Origin of the sequence: Pseudomonas vlassakiae (genome assembly GCF_014269035.2) — a bacterium.
Lineage (GTDB): Bacteria > Pseudomonadota > Gammaproteobacteria > Pseudomonadales > Pseudomonadaceae > Aquipseudomonas > Aquipseudomonas vlassakiae.
In genome coordinates this window covers 17,874-37,385 of sequence record NZ_JABWRP020000014.1, presented here as the reverse complement: position 1 = coordinate 37,385, position 19,512 = coordinate 17,874, and the positions used below count along the sequence as shown (strand labels likewise).

General features: G+C 65.3%; 12 protein-coding genes. All 12 read right to left on the bottom strand.

Annotation, left to right across the window (positions count from 1 at the left end; genetic code table 11):
• Positions 1–55: 55 nt before the first annotated feature.
• The 12 genes from HU738_RS18135 to tssJ all read right to left on the bottom strand — a co-directional run bounded on the left by HU738_RS18135 (position 56) and on the right by tssJ (position 19,510).
• Entirely contained in the window at positions 56–1,198 is a 1,143-nt protein-coding gene (locus tag HU738_RS18135) for an HlyD family secretion protein (protein WP_176507264.1), read from the bottom strand.
• Positions 1,195–2,844: an MFS transporter gene (locus tag HU738_RS18130; protein WP_186603905.1), complete on the bottom strand. Its 1,650-nt coding sequence runs from the start codon at positions 2,842–2,844 to the stop codon at positions 1,195–1,197. The genes HU738_RS18135 and HU738_RS18130 overlap by 4 nt, the downstream gene beginning before the upstream one ends.
• Before the next feature lie 275 nt (positions 2,845–3,119).
• On the bottom strand, positions 3,120–4,874 hold the full coding sequence (locus HU738_RS18125; RefSeq protein ID WP_186603906.1) for an L-lactate permease: 1,755 nt from the start codon (positions 4,872–4,874) through the stop codon (positions 3,120–3,122).
• Between the two features lie 151 nt (positions 4,875–5,025).
• Positions 5,026–7,542: an excinuclease ABC subunit UvrA gene (uvrA, locus tag HU738_RS18120; RefSeq protein WP_186603907.1), complete on the bottom strand. Its 2,517-nt coding sequence runs from the start codon at positions 7,540–7,542 to the stop codon at positions 5,026–5,028.
• 108 nt (positions 7,543–7,650) lie between these two features.
• Positions 7,651–8,748, bottom strand: coding sequence for a type VI secretion system protein TssA (gene tssA / locus HU738_RS18115; protein ID WP_186603908.1), 1,098 nt, complete (start codon positions 8,746–8,748; stop codon positions 7,651–7,653).
• A 95-nt stretch (positions 8,749–8,843) separates the two neighbouring features.
• Positions 8,844–9,362 (bottom strand): Hcp family type VI secretion system effector, encoded by a 519-nt coding sequence (locus HU738_RS18110; protein WP_176507259.1) that lies wholly within the window; start codon positions 9,360–9,362, stop codon positions 8,844–8,846.
• Positions 9,363–9,506: 144 nt separating this feature from the next.
• Complete coding sequence (gene tssM, locus HU738_RS18105; protein ID WP_186603909.1) at positions 9,507–11,999, bottom strand: type VI secretion system membrane subunit TssM; 2,493 nt, start codon at positions 11,997–11,999, stop codon at positions 9,507–9,509.
• Positions 11,996–12,904, bottom strand: a complete 909-nt coding sequence (gene tagF, locus HU738_RS18100) for a type VI secretion system-associated protein TagF (protein WP_186603910.1) — start codon at positions 12,902–12,904, stop codon at positions 11,996–11,998. The genes tssM and tagF overlap by 4 nt, the downstream gene beginning before the upstream one ends.
• Entirely contained in the window at positions 12,901–16,704 is a 3,804-nt protein-coding gene (locus HU738_RS18095) for a type VI secretion protein IcmF/TssM N-terminal domain-containing protein (protein ID WP_186603911.1), read from the bottom strand. Before HU738_RS18095 ends, tagF begins: the two co-directional genes overlap by 4 nt.
• Positions 16,705–16,734: 30 nt before the next feature.
• Positions 16,735–17,451 carry a type IVB secretion system protein IcmH/DotU gene (gene icmH, locus HU738_RS18090; protein WP_054886871.1) on the bottom strand — a complete coding sequence of 239 codons (717 nt, stop codon included), beginning with the start codon at positions 17,449–17,451 and terminating at the stop codon, positions 16,735–16,737.
• Positions 17,448–18,791, bottom strand: coding sequence for a type VI secretion system baseplate subunit TssK (gene tssK / locus HU738_RS18085; RefSeq protein ID WP_186603912.1), 1,344 nt, complete (start codon positions 18,789–18,791; stop codon positions 17,448–17,450). The genes icmH and tssK overlap by 4 nt, the downstream gene beginning before the upstream one ends.
• A complete protein-coding gene (gene tssJ / locus HU738_RS18080) occupies positions 18,788–19,510 on the bottom strand; it encodes a type VI secretion system lipoprotein TssJ (protein ID WP_186603913.1) in 723 nt (240 codons plus the stop codon). Before tssJ ends, tssK begins: the two co-directional genes overlap by 4 nt.
• Between the last annotated feature and the right edge of the window lie 2 nt (positions 19,511–19,512).

The following is a 19,512-nucleotide window of genomic DNA, read 5'->3' as shown; positions in this document are numbered from 1 at the left end:
TAGAGCGGCGCAATCATGGCAGTACGGCATCTGGACAGGGTTCACAAAGCGGTGCTCAATGATGCCCTTGCGGCTCCCGGGTATCGATGCTGACCACCACTGACATCCCCGGGCGCAAGCGCGCAGCATCCGGTTGGTCGGGGTCGACGGTGATACGCACGGGGATGCGCTGGGCGATCTTGACGAAGTTGCCCGTGGCATTGTCGGCCTGCAGCAGGGCGAACTCCGAGCCGGTGGCCGGCGAAATCTGTTGCACATGGCCGTACAGCTTGAGGTGGTTCAAGGCATCGACCGTGAAGCTCACCGGCTGGCCGATACGCACGTCGGCCATCTGGGTTTCCTTCATGTTGGCGATCACCCACAGGGTATCGGGCACCAGCGCCATCAGTTGCGCGCCCGAGTTGACGTAGGCCCCCAGGCGCGTGCCGATCTGCCCCAGCTGGCCGTCACGCGGGGCGGTGACGCGGGTGTTGTCGAGGTCGATGCGGGCCAGTTCGACGGCGGCCTTGGCGTTTTCCACCGAGGCCTCCAGCGAGGCGCGGTTGACGATCACCGTTTCGCGGTCCTGGCGGGCGATTTCCAGCGCGGCCTTGGCCTGGGCCAGGCTGGCGACGGCGGCAGCCTCGCTGGCGCGGGCCAGGTCCAGCGCGCTGCGCGACACCGAACCATCGCTGACCAGAGCCTGGTTGCGGCCGAGGTCCGCCTTGGCCTTGGTCGCCTGGGCCGCGGCATCGCCGATCGCCGCCTGGCGCTGGGCGATGGTGGCTTCGGCACTGTTGCGCTGCTGCAGGTTGTTGGCCAGCGCGGCCTGCTGCTGTTGCAGTTGGGCGATGGCCTGGGCCAGGCGCTGTTTGTAGATGCGGTCGTCCAGCTGCACCAGCAGGTCGCCGGCCTTGACGAACTGGAAGTCATGCACCGGCACGTCGACGACATAGCCGCTCAGCTGCGGGCCGATGATCGTCACCTGGCCGCGGACCAGGGCGTTTTCGGTGCTTTCGATGGTGCTGCTGAAGGGTGGCAGGTTCCAGGCGTAGAGCACCAGCAGGATGCCGGCCAGGGCCACACAGGCGAAGCTGATCGAGGACAGGATGCGCACCCGCCGTGTGCGCACCGGGCTGGTCGGTTCGCTGGGCGGTGTGCTGCCTTCCGGGGTTTCGGCGATGGCGGTGGTGGTCGTGGTGCGGGTTTGTTCGGTCATTGGTGGGCAGTACCGCGGGTGGAGTCGGATGAAGCAGCCTGGCGGGCGACATACCAGAGCCAGGAGCCGCGAAGGGTAATCCAGATCATGGTCAGCACGGCGATGCTGCCGATCAGTACGAACACGTCGTTGTAGGCCATCACGTTGGCCTCGCGGGTGGCGGCGCTGGCCAGCACGCGCATGCCGGCCTCGCTGCGCAATGCCGGGTCGGCGAGGACCCCGGCGTAACCGGCGCCGCCACTTTGCACGCGGGCATTGACCAGCGGTTCGAGGTAGCTGAGGCGGTCCATCAGGTGGCTGGAGTGGAACTTCTCGCGCCAGGTCTGGAAGGTGCCCAGCAGCGCTGCGCCGATCAGGCCGCCGAGGTTGTTGCAGATGCCGAACAGCACCGAGAAACTCACCAGGTTGCGTGGGTTGGCACGCACGTGGCTGATGCCCAGGGCCATGGACGGGCCGAGGAAGAAGGTGCTGCCGAAGGCCAGCAGGAACTGGCTGAAGTACATCTGTGCCGGGCGCGTGAGGTTGCTTGAGCTGCTGTCCATGAACGCCCCGGTGGCCATCGCCAGCAACGAGATGAACAGCGGGATCACCAGGTGCTTGGGATCGATGGTCAATGCGCTGGTGGCCAGGCCCGCCACGGCGCCGAGCAGCATGATCCAGTACAGCGAGCGCATCTGCTCGCTGCCCATGTTCAGCAGTTGCAGAAAGCCCACGGCGCCGGTGGATTGCTCCGAGGTGACCATGCGGATCAGGATGACGCACAAGCCCAGGCGGATGATCGCGCCACTGCCCAGCCAGCGTGTCATCAGCAGCGGGTTCTGGCGGTTATGCTCGATCGCCAGGCCAGTGAAGATCAAGGCGATCGAAGCGGCCAGGGCGACGCCGATCCAGGGCGCTTCCAGCCACCAGTCGATACGCCCGAGCGACAGCGCGGCGCACAGCAGGGCGACGCCGCCGGCCATCAAGGTAAAGGTGAGAAAGTCCAGCGGCTCGAACGTCTTGAAGCGGTCACCGGGCGGCAGCTTGAGTAGCAACACGCAGCCCAGCGCGGCCAGTGCCAGGCCCAGTTCGAACAGGTAAAGGCCACGCCATTCGGCGATCTGCAGCAGGTCTTCGGAGAAGATCCGCGCCAGCGGCAGGGCCAATTGCGAGGCCCCCAGGCCCAGCACCATGGCCTTGAGCCGCCAGCGTTCAGGGAATGCCTGGATCATGTAGTAAAGGCCCAGCGAACTGAGCGCTGCGCCGACCATGCCATGGGCGGCGCGCACGGCGATGGCCGAGTTGAGGTCGTTGACAAACAGGTGGGCGAAGGTGACCAGGGCGTAGAGCACCAGGAACACCTCGGTGAAGGCGCGTAGGCCGAACTGCTGGCGAAACTTGACCAGCAGCAGGTTGATCGACACGTTGGTCATCACATAGGCCGCCGGCAACCAGGCCATCTCGGCGCTGGTCGCGCCCAGCGCGCCTTGCAGGAATACCAGGTTGGCGGTGACCAGTGCGTTACCCAGGCCGCCGGTAATGGCCACCAGCAGGCCAACCACGCCGAACGCCAGGCGCTTGGCCGGCGTGTGCAGGGGCGTGGAAGGGGAGCCGGGGAGGCTGGGCTTCTCGTGCGGGAGCCACTGGCGTGGGGTGTATTTATCCATGGCACCGACTGTACTTGAGGGGGTATGGGTGTGGAAACAGGTGTTCGCCTTGAGATTTATTGCGCCTGTGAGGTCTAGCGCCGCCCGCGCGGCGCATCGCGGATGAATCCGCTCCTACAGCTAGTTGCAACGTGGCCATGCCTGTGAGGTCAAGGCTGGCAACCATGGCGTAACAGGTTCGGCACGTTCCACAAACTGTAGGAGCGGATTCATCCGCGATGCGCCGCGCGGGCGGCGCTCGATCTCACAGGCGCTGACAAACTCGACGCTTACCCTTAATGGCCCACCACCATGGCCGTGAACGGCGCTACATACGCCTGCAAGGTCACCAGGCAGCCCACCAGCACCGCCAGCACGATCGAGTGGAAGAACACATAACGCAGGATCTCGCCCTCATGCCCGTACCAGCGGGTCGCGGTGGAGGCCACGACGATCGACTGCGCATCGACCATCTTGCCCATCACCCCACCGGAGCTGTTGGCGGCTGCCATCAGCACCGGGCTCAGCCCCAGCTGCTCCGCCGTCACCCGCTGCAGGCCGCCGAACAGCACGTTGGAGGCCGTGTCCGAGCCGGTAAGCGCCACGCCGAGCCAACCGAGCAGGGTGCCGAACATCGGGTAGAAGATGCCCGTGGCGGCGAACGCGAGCCCCATGGTCGCGTCCAGCCCCGAGTAGCGCGTGAGAAAGCCCAGCGCCAGCATCGCGACGATGGTGATCAGCGAATAGCGCACCACCCACAGCGTGCGCAGGTATTGCCGCCCCAGCTCCAGCGGCGAATACCCCATCAACAGCCCGCCGAGGATGGCCGCGAGGAAGATGCCGCTGCCGGTGGCGGTGAACCAGGTGAACTTGTACTGGGCGTCTTCTTTCTTCGGTGCGGGCACCACGGGTGGCACTTTTTCGATCTGCTGGTGGATCGAGTCAAAGGTGAATACCGGGGCGAACACCGGGTTGGCTTCACGCAGTGGCTTGCCCTGCGGGTCGAGCATCGCCGCGCCGCTGGCCGGGTCGAGTGCCGGGCGGGTGTCGAACAGGTTCTTGAAGCCCGCCGTGCCCCAGGCGAACACGAACACGGTCAGGATGATCCAGGGCAACCAGGCCTTGAACACGCTGCGCTGCCCGCTCTGGGTGAAGGTCGTCGCGGCAGCGGCCTTGCCGTCGTCTTCGACCTTGGAATTGTCGACCCGCCCGGTGAGCGCCGCCGAGGTATGCACAGTGGCCGGCTTCCACACCCGCAGGAAGCCGGTGAGGCAGGCCATGGAGATCAGCGCGGCGATCACGTCCACCAGCATCGGCCCGTGGAAGTTCGACACCAGGTACTGCGGCACTGCGAACGTGACCCCGGCCACCAGGATCGCCGGCCAAACTTCGAGCATCTTGCGCCAGCCGGCAAAGGCCCAGATCAGCCAGAACGGCACGATCACCGAAAAGAACGGCAGTTGCCGACCGACCATGGCCGACAGTTCCATTTCATCCAGCCCGGTGACCTTGGCCAGGGTGATGATCGGCGTGCCGAGCGCGCCGAATGCCACCGGCGCAGTGTTGGCGATCAACGCCAGCCCGGACGCCGCCAGCGGCGAGAAGCCCAGGCCGATGAGGATCGCCCCGGTCACCGCCACCGGCGTGCCGAAGCCGGCCGCACCCTCGAAGAACGCACCGAAGCAGAAGGCGATCAGCAGCAGTTGCAGGCGGCGATCGTCGGTGATGCGCGCCAGCGAATCCTGCAGCACCTTGAACGAGCCGTTCTCGGTGGTGAGCCGGTGCAGGAAGATGATGTTGAGCACGATCCAGCCGATCGGCAGCAGGCCGTTGGCCGCGCCGTACAACGCCGCGGAACCGGCCATGCTGGCCGGCATGCCGAAGGCGAAGACCGAGATCAGCAGCGCCGAGCCCAGGGCGAGCAGGGCGGCGATGTGCGCTTTGATGTGGAAGAAGGCCAGTGCCGCCAGCATCACCACCACCGGTACGGCGGCCATGAGCGTCGAGAGCACGGGGTTTGCGAACGGATCGTAGATTTGCTGCCAGACCATTTGCCACCTCGGTTGTTGTTATGTGAGGTATTGCGATTTTGGGCAGTCGGCACGCAAGGATGCCAAGGGAAGTATAGGAAGGATTTTTTCTCCTGTGCCGGCCCTTCGCGGCTGTAGGAGCGGCTTTAGCCGCGAAGGGCCGGCACAGGCGCTATAAGGCCCGGGCAAGAAACTCGGCAGTCCGGCTATCCTCACACCCAGCCACCTGCTGCGGGGTACCACTGATCACCACCCGACCGCCGGCATCCCCAGCCCCCGGCCCGATGTCGATCACCCAGTCACTTTGCGCCACCACACGCATGTCATGCTCGACCACCACCACGCTGTGCCCGGCCTCGACCAAGCGGTTGAGCTGCACCAGCAAGCGGTCGATATCCTGCGGGTGCAGCCCGTTGGTAGGTTCGTCCAGCACGTACAAGGTCGCCCCCCGGGCCACGCGCTGCAGCTCGGTGGCCAGTTTGATCCGCTGCGCCTCGCCACCGGAGAGCTCGGTCGCCGGCTGCCCCAGGCGCAGGTAGCCCAGGCCGATGTCCTGCAGCACCTGCAGGCAACGGCGTGCCGCCGGCTGCTCGGCGAACACCTCCAGCGCCTGCTCGACCGTCAGTTGCAGCACCTGGGCGATGTTCATGCCTTGCCAGCTCACCGCCAGCGTCTCGGGGTTGTAGCGAGCGCCGTGGCAGACCGGGCAGGGCGCGTAGACGCTGGGCATGAACAGCAGTTCGACGCTGACGAAGCCCTCGCCCTCGCAGTGCTCGCAACGGCCCTTGGCCACGTTGAACGAGAAACGCCCGGCATCGAAACCGTGGGCCTTGGCCTGTTCGGTGGCGGCGAACAGCTTGCGCACATGATCGAACAGCCCGGTGTAGGTTGCCAGGTTGGAGCGTGGCGTGCGGCCGATCGGCTTCTGGTCCACCTGCACCAGCCGCCTGATGCTGTCGAGGCCGGCAGTGACACGCCCGGCGCTGTATTGCTCGGGCTCGTCTTCAAGGCTTTGCTCGTCAGCCTCGGCCTTGTGCTCGGCATGACCGAGGTGGGCACCGACCAGCTCCAGCAGGGCCTGGCTGACCAGGCTCGACTTGCCCGAACCGGAAATACCCGTGACCGAGGTGAAGCAGCCCAGCGGGAAGCGGGCGCTGAGGTTGTCGAGGTTGTTGCGGGTGATGCCTTCCAGCACCAGCCAGTCGTGTGGCTGGCGTGGCGTGCGCGCATGGCGCTGCTGCTCGGCGAACAGGTAGGCGGCAGTACGTGAGGCTTCGACCTGCCCCAGGCCGGCCGGCGGGCCACTGTAGAGAATCTGCCCGCCATGCTCGCCCGCGGCGGGGCCGACGTCCACCAGCCAGTCGGCGCGGCGCATGGTGTCCAGGTCATGCTCCACCACATACACCGAGTTGCCCGCCTGCTTGAGCCGCTGCAAGGCCTCGAACAGCGCTTCGCTGTCGGCCGGGTGCAGGCCGGCGGAGGGTTCGTCGAGGACGTAGATCACGCCGAACAGCTGCGAGTTGAGCTGGGTGGCCAGGCGCAGGCGTTGCAGCTCGCCGAACGACAGCGTCGGCGTGCTGCGCTCCAGTGCCAGGTAACCCAGGCCCAGGTCGATCAGGGTGTCGATACGTTCCAGCAGTTCATGGGCGATGCGTTGCGCGGCCAGGCGCTTTTCCAGGGTCAGGTTGTCGTCGTGCTGCTCCAGGTAGCCCGGCGCTGCAACCTGGCGGAACACCTCGGCCAGTGCCTGCAACGGCAGCCGCGACAGCTCGCCGATGTCGCGGCCGGCGAAGGTCACGTCCAGCGCCGCACGCTTGAGCCGTTTGCCCTGGCACAGCGGGCACGGGCTGGGGCGCATGTACTGCGACACGCGCTTGCGCATCTGTGCGCTCTGCGAGTGCATGAAGGTATGCAGCACATAGCGCCGGGCACCACTGAAGGTGCCCTGGTAGCTCGGTTCCAGCTTGCGCTTGAGTGCGGCGCGGGTCTGTGCCGGTGTCAGGCCGGCGTACACCGGTACCGTCGGTGTCTCTTCGGTGTAGAGAATCCAGTCGCGCTGCTCCTGCGGCAGGTCGCGCCAGGGGATGTCGATGTCATAGCCCAGGGTCACCAGGATGTCGCGCAGGTTCTGCCCCTGCCAGGCCATCGGCCACGCTGCCACTGCACGCTCGCGGATGGTCAGCGACGGGTCGGGGACCATGGTCGCCTCGGTCACCTCGTAGACCCGGCCCAGCCCATGGCATTCGGGGCAGGCGCCTTGCGGGGTATTGGGCGAAAAGTCCTCGGCGTACAGCATCGGCTGCCCGGCCGAGTAGCTGCCGGCGCGCGAGTAGAGCATGCGGATCGAGCTGGAAAGCGTGGTGACGCTGCCCACCGACGAGCGCGCGCTGGGCGTGCCGCGTTGCTGTTGCAAGGCCACCGCCGGGGGCAGGCCTTCGATGGCATCGACGTCCGGCACGCCGACCTGGTCGATCAGGCGCCGGGCATAGGGGGCGACCGATTCGAAGTAGCGGCGCTGGGCTTCGGCGTAGAGGGTGGAAAAGGCCAGCGAAGACTTGCCCGAGCCGGACACTCCGGTGAACACCACCAGGGCGTCGCGGGGGATATCGACGTCGATGTTCTTGAGGTTGTGCTCGCGGGCGCCACGGACGCGGATGAAGCCGGTGGAAGTGGGCTGGCGGGGCGACATGGGGCGGTCCTTGGTAATGAGTAACGCCCAAAGTAGCAGCATTTTCGGTGGCTGTGCCGGCTTCTTCGCGGGTTTACCCGCGAAGAAGCCGGCAAGCCTGACGCGAGGTCAGGACCTGGGGTCGCGGGTACCCAGCACATCGCGGATGTTATCGACCACGTTACTGTCCTTGATCACATCGCTCAGCCAGCCTTCCAGCGGCATGTTGCCCCACTTGATGGCGCGTTCGATCAGGTAGGGCACCGGGCTTTGCGGCTCGCTCTGCTTGAAGAACTGGGCAATGCCCGCGAGCATGGTGAAGGCCTCGTCGCGGGTCAGGGGCGTGGTGCGCATGGGCGCAGGCGCGGTGGCCTGGACGGGCGTGTTCATCGGTTCACCTGCTTCGCTGGAGGGGGCAACGGTGGCGACGGGTTCTGCAGCCGGGGTGACAACCGGGTGCAGTTCGACGCCGCGGTCCTTGAGCAGTTTTTCGGCCAGCTGGCTGGCACGCGACAGCATGTCGGCGAGGCTGGCGAAGCTGGGCGCCTCGTGGCCGAACAGGCGGTCGGTGCAAGCCTGCAGGCGGTTGCAGGCCTGCAGGCTGGCGGCAATCTGCAAGGCCTTGGCGCGCAAGTGCTCGGTATCGCTCAAGGCGACCGAGCGCTGGAAGATCTCGGCATTGATCTTGCCTTCGTTCAGCGCAGTCTGCATCGCCTTGGGGTTCTGCAAGGCGAGGTTTTCTACATGGCGTGATTCGTCATAGCGCAGCACGCCAAAATTCTGCCCTTGGGTAATGGGCAAGCCACCGGCAATGTCGGTGAGCGTGGTCTTGAGCCAGGAAAGTCGCGCGGCGCGCTCCTCCAGGCCGTCTTCGAGCGACGGATAGACGCTGTCCCAGAACGTGTCGAGGATGCGTTCGGTCAGCTCCAGGCCGAAACTGATGCCTTCGAAATGCTCGCGTTGGGCCAGGCCTTCACAGAGCCAGGCGACCAGCATCAGGTCCTTGCTCTGTTGCGCCAGCCCCTGGGCCGAAAGGGCGATGACCTGTTCCCAGTCGGCGGTTTTCAGGTCGGTCTGCCAGTCGCCCTGGGTCAGGTAGTCAGGGTCTGCCCGGCGCGCCTCCTTGATCTGGTCGAACAAGGCGGAGAAGCTCAAGTCTTCGCCACTGCCACCGTCGATCGGTGCGGCCAGCTCGGCCAGCGAAAGGTCATTGAGGATTTCAGGCATAAAACACTCTGGTCAGGGGAGGGAAGCAGCGCGCCGGGCCAGCCGGCACGCTGCGGAACATGGGCCGCCTGCGCGGCCCATGGGCAAGCAAGTACTTAAGCGAACACTTTGTTCTTGGTGCGGTCCCAGCCACCGACGATGTTGCCACCAGCTTGGCCGTCGGTGCGGTTCTGCTGGGTGTAGGTGGTCTTGATGCGGGCGAAGTTGAAGCTGATCTCTTCGATCGGCAGGTCGCTTACCGACTTGTCTTCACCGTTCTGGTTGCCACCGGCGACGAACTTGACCGACGACACCACGACTTCTTCCATGTCGATGGTCAGGTAGGTGATTTTGTCGCCACCGGCACGGTTGACGTTCAGCTTCAGCTTGGCGATGTGCTTGCCGGTGCAGCAGTGTTCGAACAGCTTGGCCGAAGCCTTGTCGACTGCCTTGCGGATCTTGAAGTCGCTCAGGGCAACACGCTCGGAGGACGCACCGCCGGAGGAGCTGGCGGTCGCCGAGGTGGCCTGGGTGGCGCCGTACTCGTAGCCCAGCACTTCGATCCAGTCCTTGTGCTTGTCGTCCAGTACTTCGCCTGGGATACCGTCGATTTGGATATACGCGTCAAAAGCCATTGTGAAACTCTCCATTAACATCATTTGAAGGGTTGCTCATGCACCCCTTGGTTTTGACCTCGCCGAACACGTCGGCAGAGGTAGCTTGCCGCCCTCCGGGCCTCCTCCTGTGAGGCCCGGGTGGCCGGTTCTTGCGAGGCGGCCTCAGTTGAGCCCGCGCACTTCGATTTCCACCCTTCGGTTGGGCTCCAGGCACTTGATCAGCTGCGCCCGTGGCTGTTGCATGTCGCAGTTGACCAGCGGCTTGCGGCTGCCTTCACCCTGGGCGACCACCAGCTCGGCGGGCACGCCCTTGCCGACCAGGTAGGTGCGAATGGTCTGTGCCCGTTGCCTGGACACCTGCAGGTTGCCCTGGCTGTCGCCGAGCTGGTCGGCGTGGCCAGAAATGACGATCTTGCCGATGTTGGGGGTATTGAGCAGTTTGCTGGCGATGGCGCTCAGCTGGTTCTGGCCTTCGTTCTTCAGGCTCTGGAAGTCGGCGCGGCCAAAGGCGAACAGCGTGTCGGACTCCAGCGTGATGGTCTCGATCGAGCGCAGCGACTGGGCCCGCAGGCTGTCGATGTAGTTGCGCGAACTGGACATCAGGAAGGCGTTGTCGAGGATGCGTGGCACGTCCGGCTCACGGATCTGGTCACTGTAGAAGTTGATCTGGCGGCTGGCATACAGGTAGTCCTGGTTGCCGCCTTCGCTGCTGGCTGCCGCCATGCTCTTGCCAGTCTGGCGGGCGATGGCCGGGTACCAGTAGTCCGGCAGGCGCGCCTTGAGGAACGCCGGGTCGGCCTTCTCGCGCTGGGCTGGCGAGAGCATCACGTAGGTGTCCAGGGTCGCTTTGCCGAAGTCGGCGATCGACTGGGCGCGGTTGTCATGCGGCAGCGCTTCGACCTGGACGCTGTCGACCCCGCTCACCGGCTGCAGCTCACGGGCGTTGCGCTGGTAGACCTTGAGCGTGGTCAGCAGGTACAGGGTGCGGGTGAGGTTGTCGGCCGTGGGCTTGAGCATCACGTTCTGCAGGGTGGCGAAGTAGCGGGTGCGCAGGATCGGCTCCACCTGATGGCCGTGGTACAGGCCCAGGCGCATGCCCAGGGGCACGCCCTGTTCGTGGTGCTGCTGGTAGTAGTGCGCAGTCCAGAAACGCAGGCGGTCAAGGCTGCGCCAGGCGGTGTATTGGCCGCTGGCAGCCTTGTCTTCGGCCTTGGCCTGGGCCAGTTCGCCGGAGATGCTCGCCAACGTGGCGCGGTTGTTCAGGTACGACCAGCCCCACAGGCTGCACAGCACCAGGCCCGCCAGGCTGGCAGCGCCCACCCAGGCGGCCTTGCGCCGGCGTTCGCGATGGTTGCTGGTGTACAGCGCCACCAAGTGCTGGTCGGGGATGATCACCTTGCGGAACAGGCTGTTGATGAACAATGGCGCGGGGTGGCTGCCGGTACCGGCGGCGTTGGCGTCGTGTTCCAGGGCAAAACGTTCGGCCACCTGCTGGCCGTGGCTGCCCCAGCGGGCTTCGTCAGCCTCCAGCGCTGCGGTGAAATAGAAGCCGCGGAGCATTTCCGCATTCTGGTAAGGGTTGGCTCGCAGCAGGCTGTCGACGAACCGTTGCAGGCGCGGCTTGAGCGCAGCCAGCTCCAGCGGGAAGCGGTAGGCGGCGTCATTCTGCCGGGTCACCTGGATGTCCTGCTGCACCAGCTGCTGGCTTGCGACTTGCTGCCAGTAACCGGTCAGCTCGTCCATCGCCTTGCCGAAGCGCTGGCCCCAATCGGCCTGCTCGTAACCCTTGTGCGAGAAGGTCTTGCCCATCACTTCGCCACGTGCGACATCGTCCAGCTGGCGGTAGAACGGGGTGAAGCCGGGGATCAGGTCGCACTTGGTGAACACCAGGTAGATCGGCAGGCGCACTTCCAGCAGTGCGCAGCTTTCCTGAATGCGTTCGCGCAGGCGCTTGGCCACGCGTTCCTGGTCTTCGGCCGAACCGTGCAGGATGTCGGCGATGCTGACGCTGACGATCAGGCCATTGAGCGGGCGGCGCTGGCGATGTTGACGCAGCAGTTGCAGGAAGCCGCGCCACTTGCCGGCTTCTTCGGGGCTGTTCATGTAACGCCCGGCAGTGTCCAGCAGTACCGCTTCGGAGCTGAAGAACCAGTCGCAGTTTCGGGTGCCACCCAGGCCCGAAACCCGTGCACCTTCGCGCTCGGCATAGGGGAAGTTCAGGCCCGATTGCAGAATCATGGTGCTTTTGCCTGCGGCCGGCTGGCCGATTACCAGGTACCAGGGCAGGGTGTACAGCGCATCCTTGGCGGCGGTGCCACGCGGCTTGTTGCTGTGCAGGCGCTCGATGCTCTGCAGCAGGCGCTCGCGCAGCAGGCTGATTTCTTCACGGTCGGCCGGGGTGGCATTGAGCACGGCCTGGTCGGCGTCGTCGCGCAGCAGGCCTTCGAGGTTGTGGTGCTGGCCGGCACCCCGGTACAGCAGCAGTACATAGCCCGCCGACAGCAGCAGGAACACGCCGATACCTGCCAGCAGGCTGTGCAGCGAGGCGAAGCCCAGGGCGCGGCCGATGGCCCAGACCAGGAAGATCGCCAGGAAGAACGCGACCCCCAGCAGGTAGGGTTGGTAACGCAGGCAGTAGTACTTGATCTTGTTCATACGGGCGTCGCATCCAGCGCATCGACGAACTGGTCGATGACGTGTTCAAGAGGTCGGTCATAGTCATGTTTGCGCGGTGCCGCCGCCAGCGGGCCAAGCATCGCCAGGTGCTGATGCGCGTCGGCGCAGCCGCTGAGCAGGCGATAAGCGCTGCTGGTGTGGCGCGAGGGGAAGCAAAACAGCCGTGGGTGCATGAAGTCGTCGGCCAGCAGGCTCACCGCTGGCACGCTCGGGTGGCCGCTCATGCGCGTCAGCCAGGTCAGCCAGAGATCGGCCGTGGGGTTCTTCAGGCCGCGCTCGGCCGGCAGCGGCAGTTCGAGGCCGCCGTCGAAGTCTGCATGCAGCGCGGTATGGCTGGCCTGCAGCCGCGCCAGCGCAGTGGCGCTGTCGAAGCTTGGCCAGGAACCGTGCAAGGCGCGGGCGACATCGGCAAAGCTGAAGTCGTGCAGGAACTTGGCGTGCACCCGGCGGAACAGGTCGAGGTCCTGGGCCTGCAGCGGGCGCAGGGCCTTGATCCGCTCGAACAGGCCGGCGCTGTCGGCGCCTTGCACCGCCTGCTGCATCAATGGCTTGATCTGCGCGCTGAACAGCTCACCCAGGGTGAACGGATTGAGCAACGCCGTACCTTCCTCGCCCTTGAGCAGCTGGAAGATGAAGAACGGATAGCGCCGCTGGCTGGTGTCACGCGAGCTGAGCAGGCCACCGAGCAGCCAGTTGCCGTTGCGTGCACGGTAGTTGAAGAAGCACCTCGGCAATGCGTCGAACAACGCCTGCCAGTCTTCGCGGTGGCGCATGGCCGCCAGCGAGGACTGCAGCCAGGCGTCGAACTCGCAGACTTCCTCCGCCGCCCCATGCAGGCTGACGAAGTCCGCGCTCGACGGGAGCTTGCCGAAGCATCCGATCATTGCGCGCCCCTGTCGTTGAGGGCGCTGAGGGCCTTGACGTCACCCAGGTCGGTCAGCTTGACCCCGCCGAAGTTACGTACCAGCAGGCTCACGCGGCCGTTGGCGGTGTTCCAGCTGAAGCGCTGCTGGATGCCGTCGAGGTCTTCGACCCGGGCGCTTTCGTTCATGCGCAGCAGGCCCCAGCGCCCAGGGAAGTCGAACACGGTGACCCGTGCGCCGCTCAGGGTGACCACGTCCAGGCGCGCGCCCGGGGCATTGCTGGTGCCAGGCCAGGCAAAGCGGTTCCAGCTGCTGCGGCCGTTGCGGTAGTGCTGCTCCTGGCCATCGAGGGTGAACACGATGTCGGTAAAGCTGGCCGAAGGTTCGAGCATGATCTCGAAACCGTTGTCACGGTCTGACAGGCTGGCGATCACCTGGCCCACCGAGCTGGCCTTGTCGATGCTGTTGAGCATGCCCGGCCTGACCAGCGCCGGTGCCTTGCCATCGCCCACGCCCAGGCCTTCGCCGCCGGCCAGGTTGCCGATTTCGTTGCGTTTGAAGGCCGGCAGCAGGCCGCTGTCCGGGTCGACAAAACGCTGCAGGTCTTTCACCGACGCCTCGTTGCGGCTGCCGCCGGCAATCGGGTAACGGTGCGCCATGACCTGCTCCCACGGCTTGGCGATCTGCTGCGCCCAGGCTTTGGCGATCTGCTGTCCTGCCGGGTCGCGCAGCGTCGCCCAGGCATACTGGATCGGCAGGCTGAACAGCCCCTGCAGCGAGCGCGACAGGCCGTCCTGGCTGGTATCGACGCTGCTCTCGACATAGTTGCGCACGGTGGTCACTTCGCTTGGCTGGCCCTCGAGGGTTTCGCTGATCAGCTGCTTGCTGCTCTTGCCGACATCCTGCGAGCGCTGGATGTTGTTCATGCGTACCTTCAGCTTGCGCAGTGCGGCCAGGTAACGGTCCATGATGGTGCTGTCGGCACCCTCGGCATTGTTCGCGGCGAACACCCGCGCCACGGGCTCGAAGCGCTTGGCCAGGCTGCCGTCATCGACCGCCGGCAGGACGGGAGCGACGTTGACGGGGAGGGCGTCTTTGTTGTCGAGCAGGCCGCTGACCTTGCTCCAGAAACCGTCCTCGCGGGTGGCACCCTGCGCCGGGATGGCAGCCTTGACCGGCAGGTCCCACTGGGTGTTGTCATTGACGGCCGCCAGCAGGTTCTTGACTGGCGAGTTCTGCACGTCGCTGAGCAGGCCCAGTTGTTGGGTGGCCGAGGCCAGGTCGGCGAAGGGGCGCACGCCGACACTGCTGACCATCTTGTACCAGGCCTGGGTGTAGTCACGTTTGTAGCGGGTCATGAACTCGCGAACGAAGTTGGCCTTCTGCACGATGGCATCGCCACCTTCGCCATCCAGAACCCAGTCCGACTCGTTGCGCAGGTTGCCCGACACCAGCTTGATCAGCTCGGGCTTGACGAAGGTGTCCCAGCCCTGGCGAGTGTAGATCGCCGGTACGCCAGCGGAGCCGTACAGCAGTGCGCGGCCCGGTTGCGGCACCAGGTCGTTGAGGCTCAGCGCTGGGAACTGGCGGCTCGATTCAAGCTGCAGGCGCAGGTATTCGCGATCGACCAGCGAGCTGGAGATCATGAACGACTTGAGGTTTTCCCGGGTTTCGTTGATCAGCTGTTCGTTACGTGGCAACGACGGTGCCTCGCCCTGTTCCAGCAGCTGCACATACAGCGGGGCGTTCTCCTCGATCACACCGGCATCGGCCGGGGTGCCTTCACCGGCAGCGTTGGCCCAGGCCTGGGGCAGGTTGGCAGCGACGAACGCCGGATCCGGGTGAGCCTGGGGCTCGGTCAGCAGCAGGTACAGCTTGAGGGTGTTGTAGGCGTCGATGATCGACGCCACTTGCTGCTCGTCAAGGCGTCCGAGCATTTCCTCGGACAGCGACAGGCCGCCAGTGGTGGCCGACACTTCCGCAGCATCGCTGGCGGTGGCCAGGTTGACCTTGGCGGCGTAGGCGCCGACGCGGGTATTGCCCAGCGCAGCCTGTGCCCTGGCGGCGACAGCCGGCGCCAATGGCTTGCCATTGCGCTTCTTCGGCTGCGGCGCCGGGGTGAACTCCAGCGCCTGGTTGATGCCGCTGGCGAAGGTGTTGAAGGCGCGCATCTGCACTTGCAGGCTGCGGGCGATGGGTTCCAGAGCCTGGCTGCGCAGTTGCGTCAGGTAGGCGGTGCGGGCCACCTGGTGGATTGCCTCGCCGTGGTACAGGCCGGCACCCAGTTGCAGCGGTACACCTTGCAGGCGATGGGCCTCGACGGTGGCCATCTGTTCGCGCAGCACTTCCAGGCCCTTGCCGGCGGCCAGCAACTGCTCACGGTCTGCTGCCTGCTCGATTTGCGCCAGTTGCCCGCGCAGGCTGTCCAGCCACTGACGGTTGTTGGCGAACGACAGCGCCTGCCAGCCGATGAACACCACCCCGGTGACGGCGGCCAGGCCCAGCAGCAGCGGGCTGAAGGCAGCCTGGCGGCCCATGCGCGACTGGAACAGGGTCAAGTCACGGTCGGGGAAGATTACCCGGCGGAAGGTGTCGGTGATGAAGTAGCTGCGGTTGCCCACGGCCTTGCTGACGGTTGCAGCACTTTCATCATAGGCAGCCTTGAGGGCGAACTCGTCGGCGACGGCATCTTCATAGACCCGCCCCAGCTGCTGGTCGGTCTGCAACGCACTGGTGAAATACAGGCCGCGCAGCAGCAGCGGGGTGCCGCCATGCTGGCCACGGGTGAAGTGTTCGAGAAACTGTTCGAGCACACCGCTGAGGGCGGCGAAGTACTGCGGGAAGTTCAGCAGGGTGCTGTCGGCCTCGGCACCGAGGGCGATCATTTGTGCGTCGACGTGCTGACGGATGTGACCCTGCAGGTTCTTCAGGCGCGCTTGCAGCACGGCGTGCAGGCCATTGTTGCGAATTTCGGACAGGCCGAAAGTCATGCCCAGCGGCTGCTGGCGTTGGTGCAGGTCAAGGCCGTCGAACGCCTGGTTGAAGCCCGGCAACTGGTCAGTCTTGGTCAGCATGAGGTAGACCGGCGGGTTGGCGCCCAGGCATTCGGCGTATTCTTCCACTCGCGCTACCAGCTGGGCAGCCAGGGCATTGCGTTCATCGCTGTTGGCGGCCAGCAGTTCGGGCAGGCTGACCACCAGCACTAGGCCGTTGATCGCGGCCTTGCCCCGCTGCTTGCGCAACATGCGCAGGAACGCCGAAAACTCGCTCGCCGACTGGTCGTCGCGCAGGTAGCGGCCGGCGGTGTCGATCATCACGGCGTCAGGGCTGAAGTACCAGTCACAGTGCTGGGTGCCGCTTTCGCTGTCGTTGGCCGTGGCGATGCTCGCCGACAGCCCCGAATGGGTCAGCAGCGAGGTCTTGCCAGCGGCCGACATGCCGACCACCAGGTACCACGGCAGGTCGGACAGCGCCGCCTTGCCACCGCCACCGGCCGAGCGGTCGGTGCGCAGCATGGCGATGGCGTGCTTGAGGCGTTCGCGCAGCACCTGCTGGTCACGAAACTCGCCCGCAGCATTCAACGAGCGGTCCACCTCGATCTGCAGCAGGTTTTCCAGGTTGTGCTCGGCGCGGATGCGCTGGTACTGGCGCAGCACGATCACCAACAGGAAACAGGCGCTGATGATCGCCAGCGCTTCGGGTACGTGATGGCGCAGCCAGGGCACCAGCGGTGCAACCAGCCAGCAGATCAACAGGCTCACCAGCCACAGCAGTGGCAGGAGAATCCAGAAACTCTTCAACAGACGCAGTAATGTTTTCATGTCTTCCTGACTCGGCTACCTGAAATGCGCTCAGGCACTGAACAGCTGGCGGATTTGTTCGGAAAGGGCGGCGACGTCCTTGTCCAGCAACCAGTCGAGCGTCAGGTACACCGCAACGCAGACCAGCGCGATCAGCGCCAGGTACACCCACAGCGGCACCTCATGGCGCAGCATCTGCGACACCTGGTCGGGCAGCGCCCAGTCCGGCGACAAGGCCTTGGGTGCCTTGCGGTAGCGGGCGATGTCCTGGCCAAGGGTGTTGGCCAGGTAGCGCAGCTGATCCTTCTGGCCGATGCTGAACTTGCCTTCGAAACCCAGCGCCAGGCACAGGTGGTACACCTCGAGCACGTCGATGTTCTGCTTGACGTCAGCGCGTAGGGTGTCGATCTTTTCAAAGAAACCTTCACCTGCCAGGTGCACGCCGAAGTAGCGGAACTGCAGTGGCTGCAGCTCGAAATGCCGGCGCAGCTCGTTGTCACCCGAGCGCAGCACGCTTTCGTCGAGGAAGGCGCACAGTGCGTACTGGGTGTCCTTGACCTGTTCGACGCTGTAGTTGGCGGCGCGGGCTTCACGTTCGAGGTTGGCGAAGAAGCGCTCGACGCTGCCTTCGAAGGCTTGCACCGAGGTGACCTGACGGCCACGGCGCACGATCAGCGCCATGCTGATGAAGTCCTGGACCAGGTCCTTGAGCGTCGGTTTGTCGTTGGCAGCCGCGACGGCGCCCTGCTGCAGTACGGCTTCGGTCATTTGAGCACCGCCATCAGTTCAAGCTTGAGGTTGGTAAAGGCGCTGGGCGCATAGAAGCAGATGGTCTGGGCATTCATCATTCGCTCATACACATGGCCGTGGGGCTCGATGGCGAAGTACTGGTTGTCCAGGCGCACCGGGATCGCGTTCGGCAGCCGTGCGGCGTGGTTGAGAGTGACGCCGGGCATGGCGCTGTTGACCACCACTTCGATGTCTTCCGGCGAGCCGATCTTGAATGCCCGTGGCACCAGTTCGAGCAGGCTGGCACCGGGCATGTCGGCGTGCACCGAGACATAGAAGTCGGCTTCGACCAGACGCGGGTCGCGCAGCTGGCCTTGCCAGTACGACGGTTTGGTCTGGGTGAGGTTGATGACGATGCACTGGTTGGGCACGACGTTGTCGAGCATCACCCGGATCATCTCGTCGAGCTTGACCAGCGATGCCGCCGGGTCGTGGTGGTCGTACTCGGGGATATCGCTGAGCTGGGTGTCCAGGGTAAAGGTCAGCAGGCCGCCGGCCAGGTCGGCGAGGAACAGGTACAGGCGCTCCGGGTGCAGGCGCGGGTGGGCCAGCAGGTGGGCCAGCTGCGGGTGGGCGCGGTTGACCGTGTTCAGCAGCCAGAACAGGGTGACGTCGCTGGAGCCGAATTCGGCGATCTGGTCGGCACGTTCGCGGCGCCGGCCGGACAACGCCTTGCTCTTGGCCTGCAGCGCACCCAGCAAACGCTTGCCGATGCCGGCCAGGGTCTCGTGGTTGCCCAGGTGCAGGGTCGGGTGAACGAAATGCGCGTCGAGGTTGAAGCCGCCCATGCTGTTGCGCGTGAGCTTGGCCAGCGGGCAGTGGCTGTAGCCGTCAAGGCTGTCACCGTCGACCAGCAGCACCACGTTCAGGCGCAGGCTGGTGATTTCGTTTTCCAGCTCGCCTTCGTTGAGGTCGGGCAGGGTGGCGAACTGCTTGCGAAAACGCCGGGCAGCCTTGTGCTCCTGGCCATCCTCGACGTAGTTCAGGCCGAATGGCTCGGGCAGCTTGAGCGCGGCATAGACTTTCAGCTCGTTGGCCTTGAGCAGGTCCTTGAGGTCGCGTGCCGCCGGCAGCGGGTCGTGCTGCGGCGCGTCGTACAGGCTGCCGTCGGGAAACACCAGCTTCAGGCGCTTGAGCTGCAGCGAACCGTTGGCCAAGGCATCCTCGTCCACCTGCAGCACCTGCACGCCCCAATGGAACGGGGTGCCGCGCAGGGTCGCCTCGGCCAGCTGGTGCTGGTGGAACTCATCCTGGTACTGGAAGTGCTGGGGCAGCAGGAACATGCCTTCCGACCACATCACCCGGCTCTGCTTGCTCATTTGACGCTATCCACTAAAGAGTTGAGGGTTTTATCTGCGGCATTCTGTGCCGACTGGCCGGCAACGTCGGTGGCCTTGTCGAGCATCGCGTCCTGCACCTTGTCGGCAAGCGACGGTGTGGCCTGTTCGGCCTTCTGCGCGGCCGCCAGTTGTTCGGCGGTCGGCGGTTTGTTCAGCACGTCGACGCCGCGCATGGCGCTGATTTCGGTCTTGTCCACCAGCACCCGCAGGCCATCGGAAGAGAACCAGATGCCATCCTTGCGCAGCGAGTTGGCGTCGAAGGCCACCTTCCAGCGTGCGTCCTGTTCGTCACGGAAGAACGCCGCCACACCCACGTAGCGTGCGCTCTTGGCCAGCGGCCACTGGTCGATCTGGCCGATGCCCGGCAGCAGGGTGATCTCGCGGGCTTCCACCAGGGTGTTGCCGAGGGCCTTTTTCGGGGCGTCCCAAAGGGTCTCGGCGTCGGCCGCGGCGAAACGTTCGAGGTCGGTCAGCTGGTACACGCGCATCACCACCGAAAGCGGTTTGCCCTCGGCATCAGGGTTGAGCTGGTTGCCGCCGTCGGAGGTCAGGATGACCTTCTCGCTGTCGGCCAGCATGTCGGCCGCCCAGCTGTCATCCATGCGCTTGCCGATGCGGTCGGTAACCCCGCAGCCAGCCAGTGCCAGCAGCAGGGCGGCGGTGGTCAGGCGCTTGAGGGCGGTGTGCTTGTGTTGCATGA

Coding starts and splice junctions, on each gene's coding strand:
- tssA (WP_186603908.1), bottom strand. CDS start 8,748: ATGCCTGAAATCCTCAATGACCTTTCGCTGGCCGAGCTGGCCGCACCG.
- HU738_RS18130 (WP_186603905.1), bottom strand. CDS start 2,844: ATGGATAAATACACCCCACGCCAGTGGCTCCCGCACGAGAAGCCCAGC.
- HU738_RS18135 (WP_176507264.1), bottom strand. CDS start 1,198: ATGACCGAACAAACCCGCACCACGACCACCACCGCCATCGCCGAAACC.
- HU738_RS18125 (WP_186603906.1), bottom strand. CDS start 4,874: ATGGTCTGGCAGCAAATCTACGATCCGTTCGCAAACCCCGTGCTCTCG.
- tssM (WP_186603909.1), bottom strand. CDS start 11,999: ATGAACAAGATCAAGTACTACTGCCTGCGTTACCAACCCTACCTGCTG.
- uvrA (WP_186603907.1), bottom strand. CDS start 7,542: ATGTCGCCCCGCCAGCCCACTTCCACCGGCTTCATCCGCGTCCGTGGC.
- HU738_RS18110 (WP_176507259.1), bottom strand. CDS start 9,362: ATGGCTTTTGACGCGTATATCCAAATCGACGGTATCCCAGGCGAAGTA.
- tagF (WP_186603910.1), bottom strand. CDS start 12,904: ATGATCGGATGCTTCGGCAAGCTCCCGTCGAGCGCGGACTTCGTCAGC.
- icmH (WP_054886871.1), bottom strand. CDS start 17,451: ATGACCGAAGCCGTACTGCAGCAGGGCGCCGTCGCGGCTGCCAACGAC.
- HU738_RS18095 (WP_186603911.1), bottom strand. CDS start 16,704: ATGAAAACATTACTGCGTCTGTTGAAGAGTTTCTGGATTCTCCTGCCA.
- tssK (WP_186603912.1), bottom strand. CDS start 18,791: ATGAGCAAGCAGAGCCGGGTGATGTGGTCGGAAGGCATGTTCCTGCTG.
- tssJ (WP_186603913.1), bottom strand. CDS start 19,510: ATGCAACACAAGCACACCGCCCTCAAGCGCCTGACCACCGCCGCCCTG.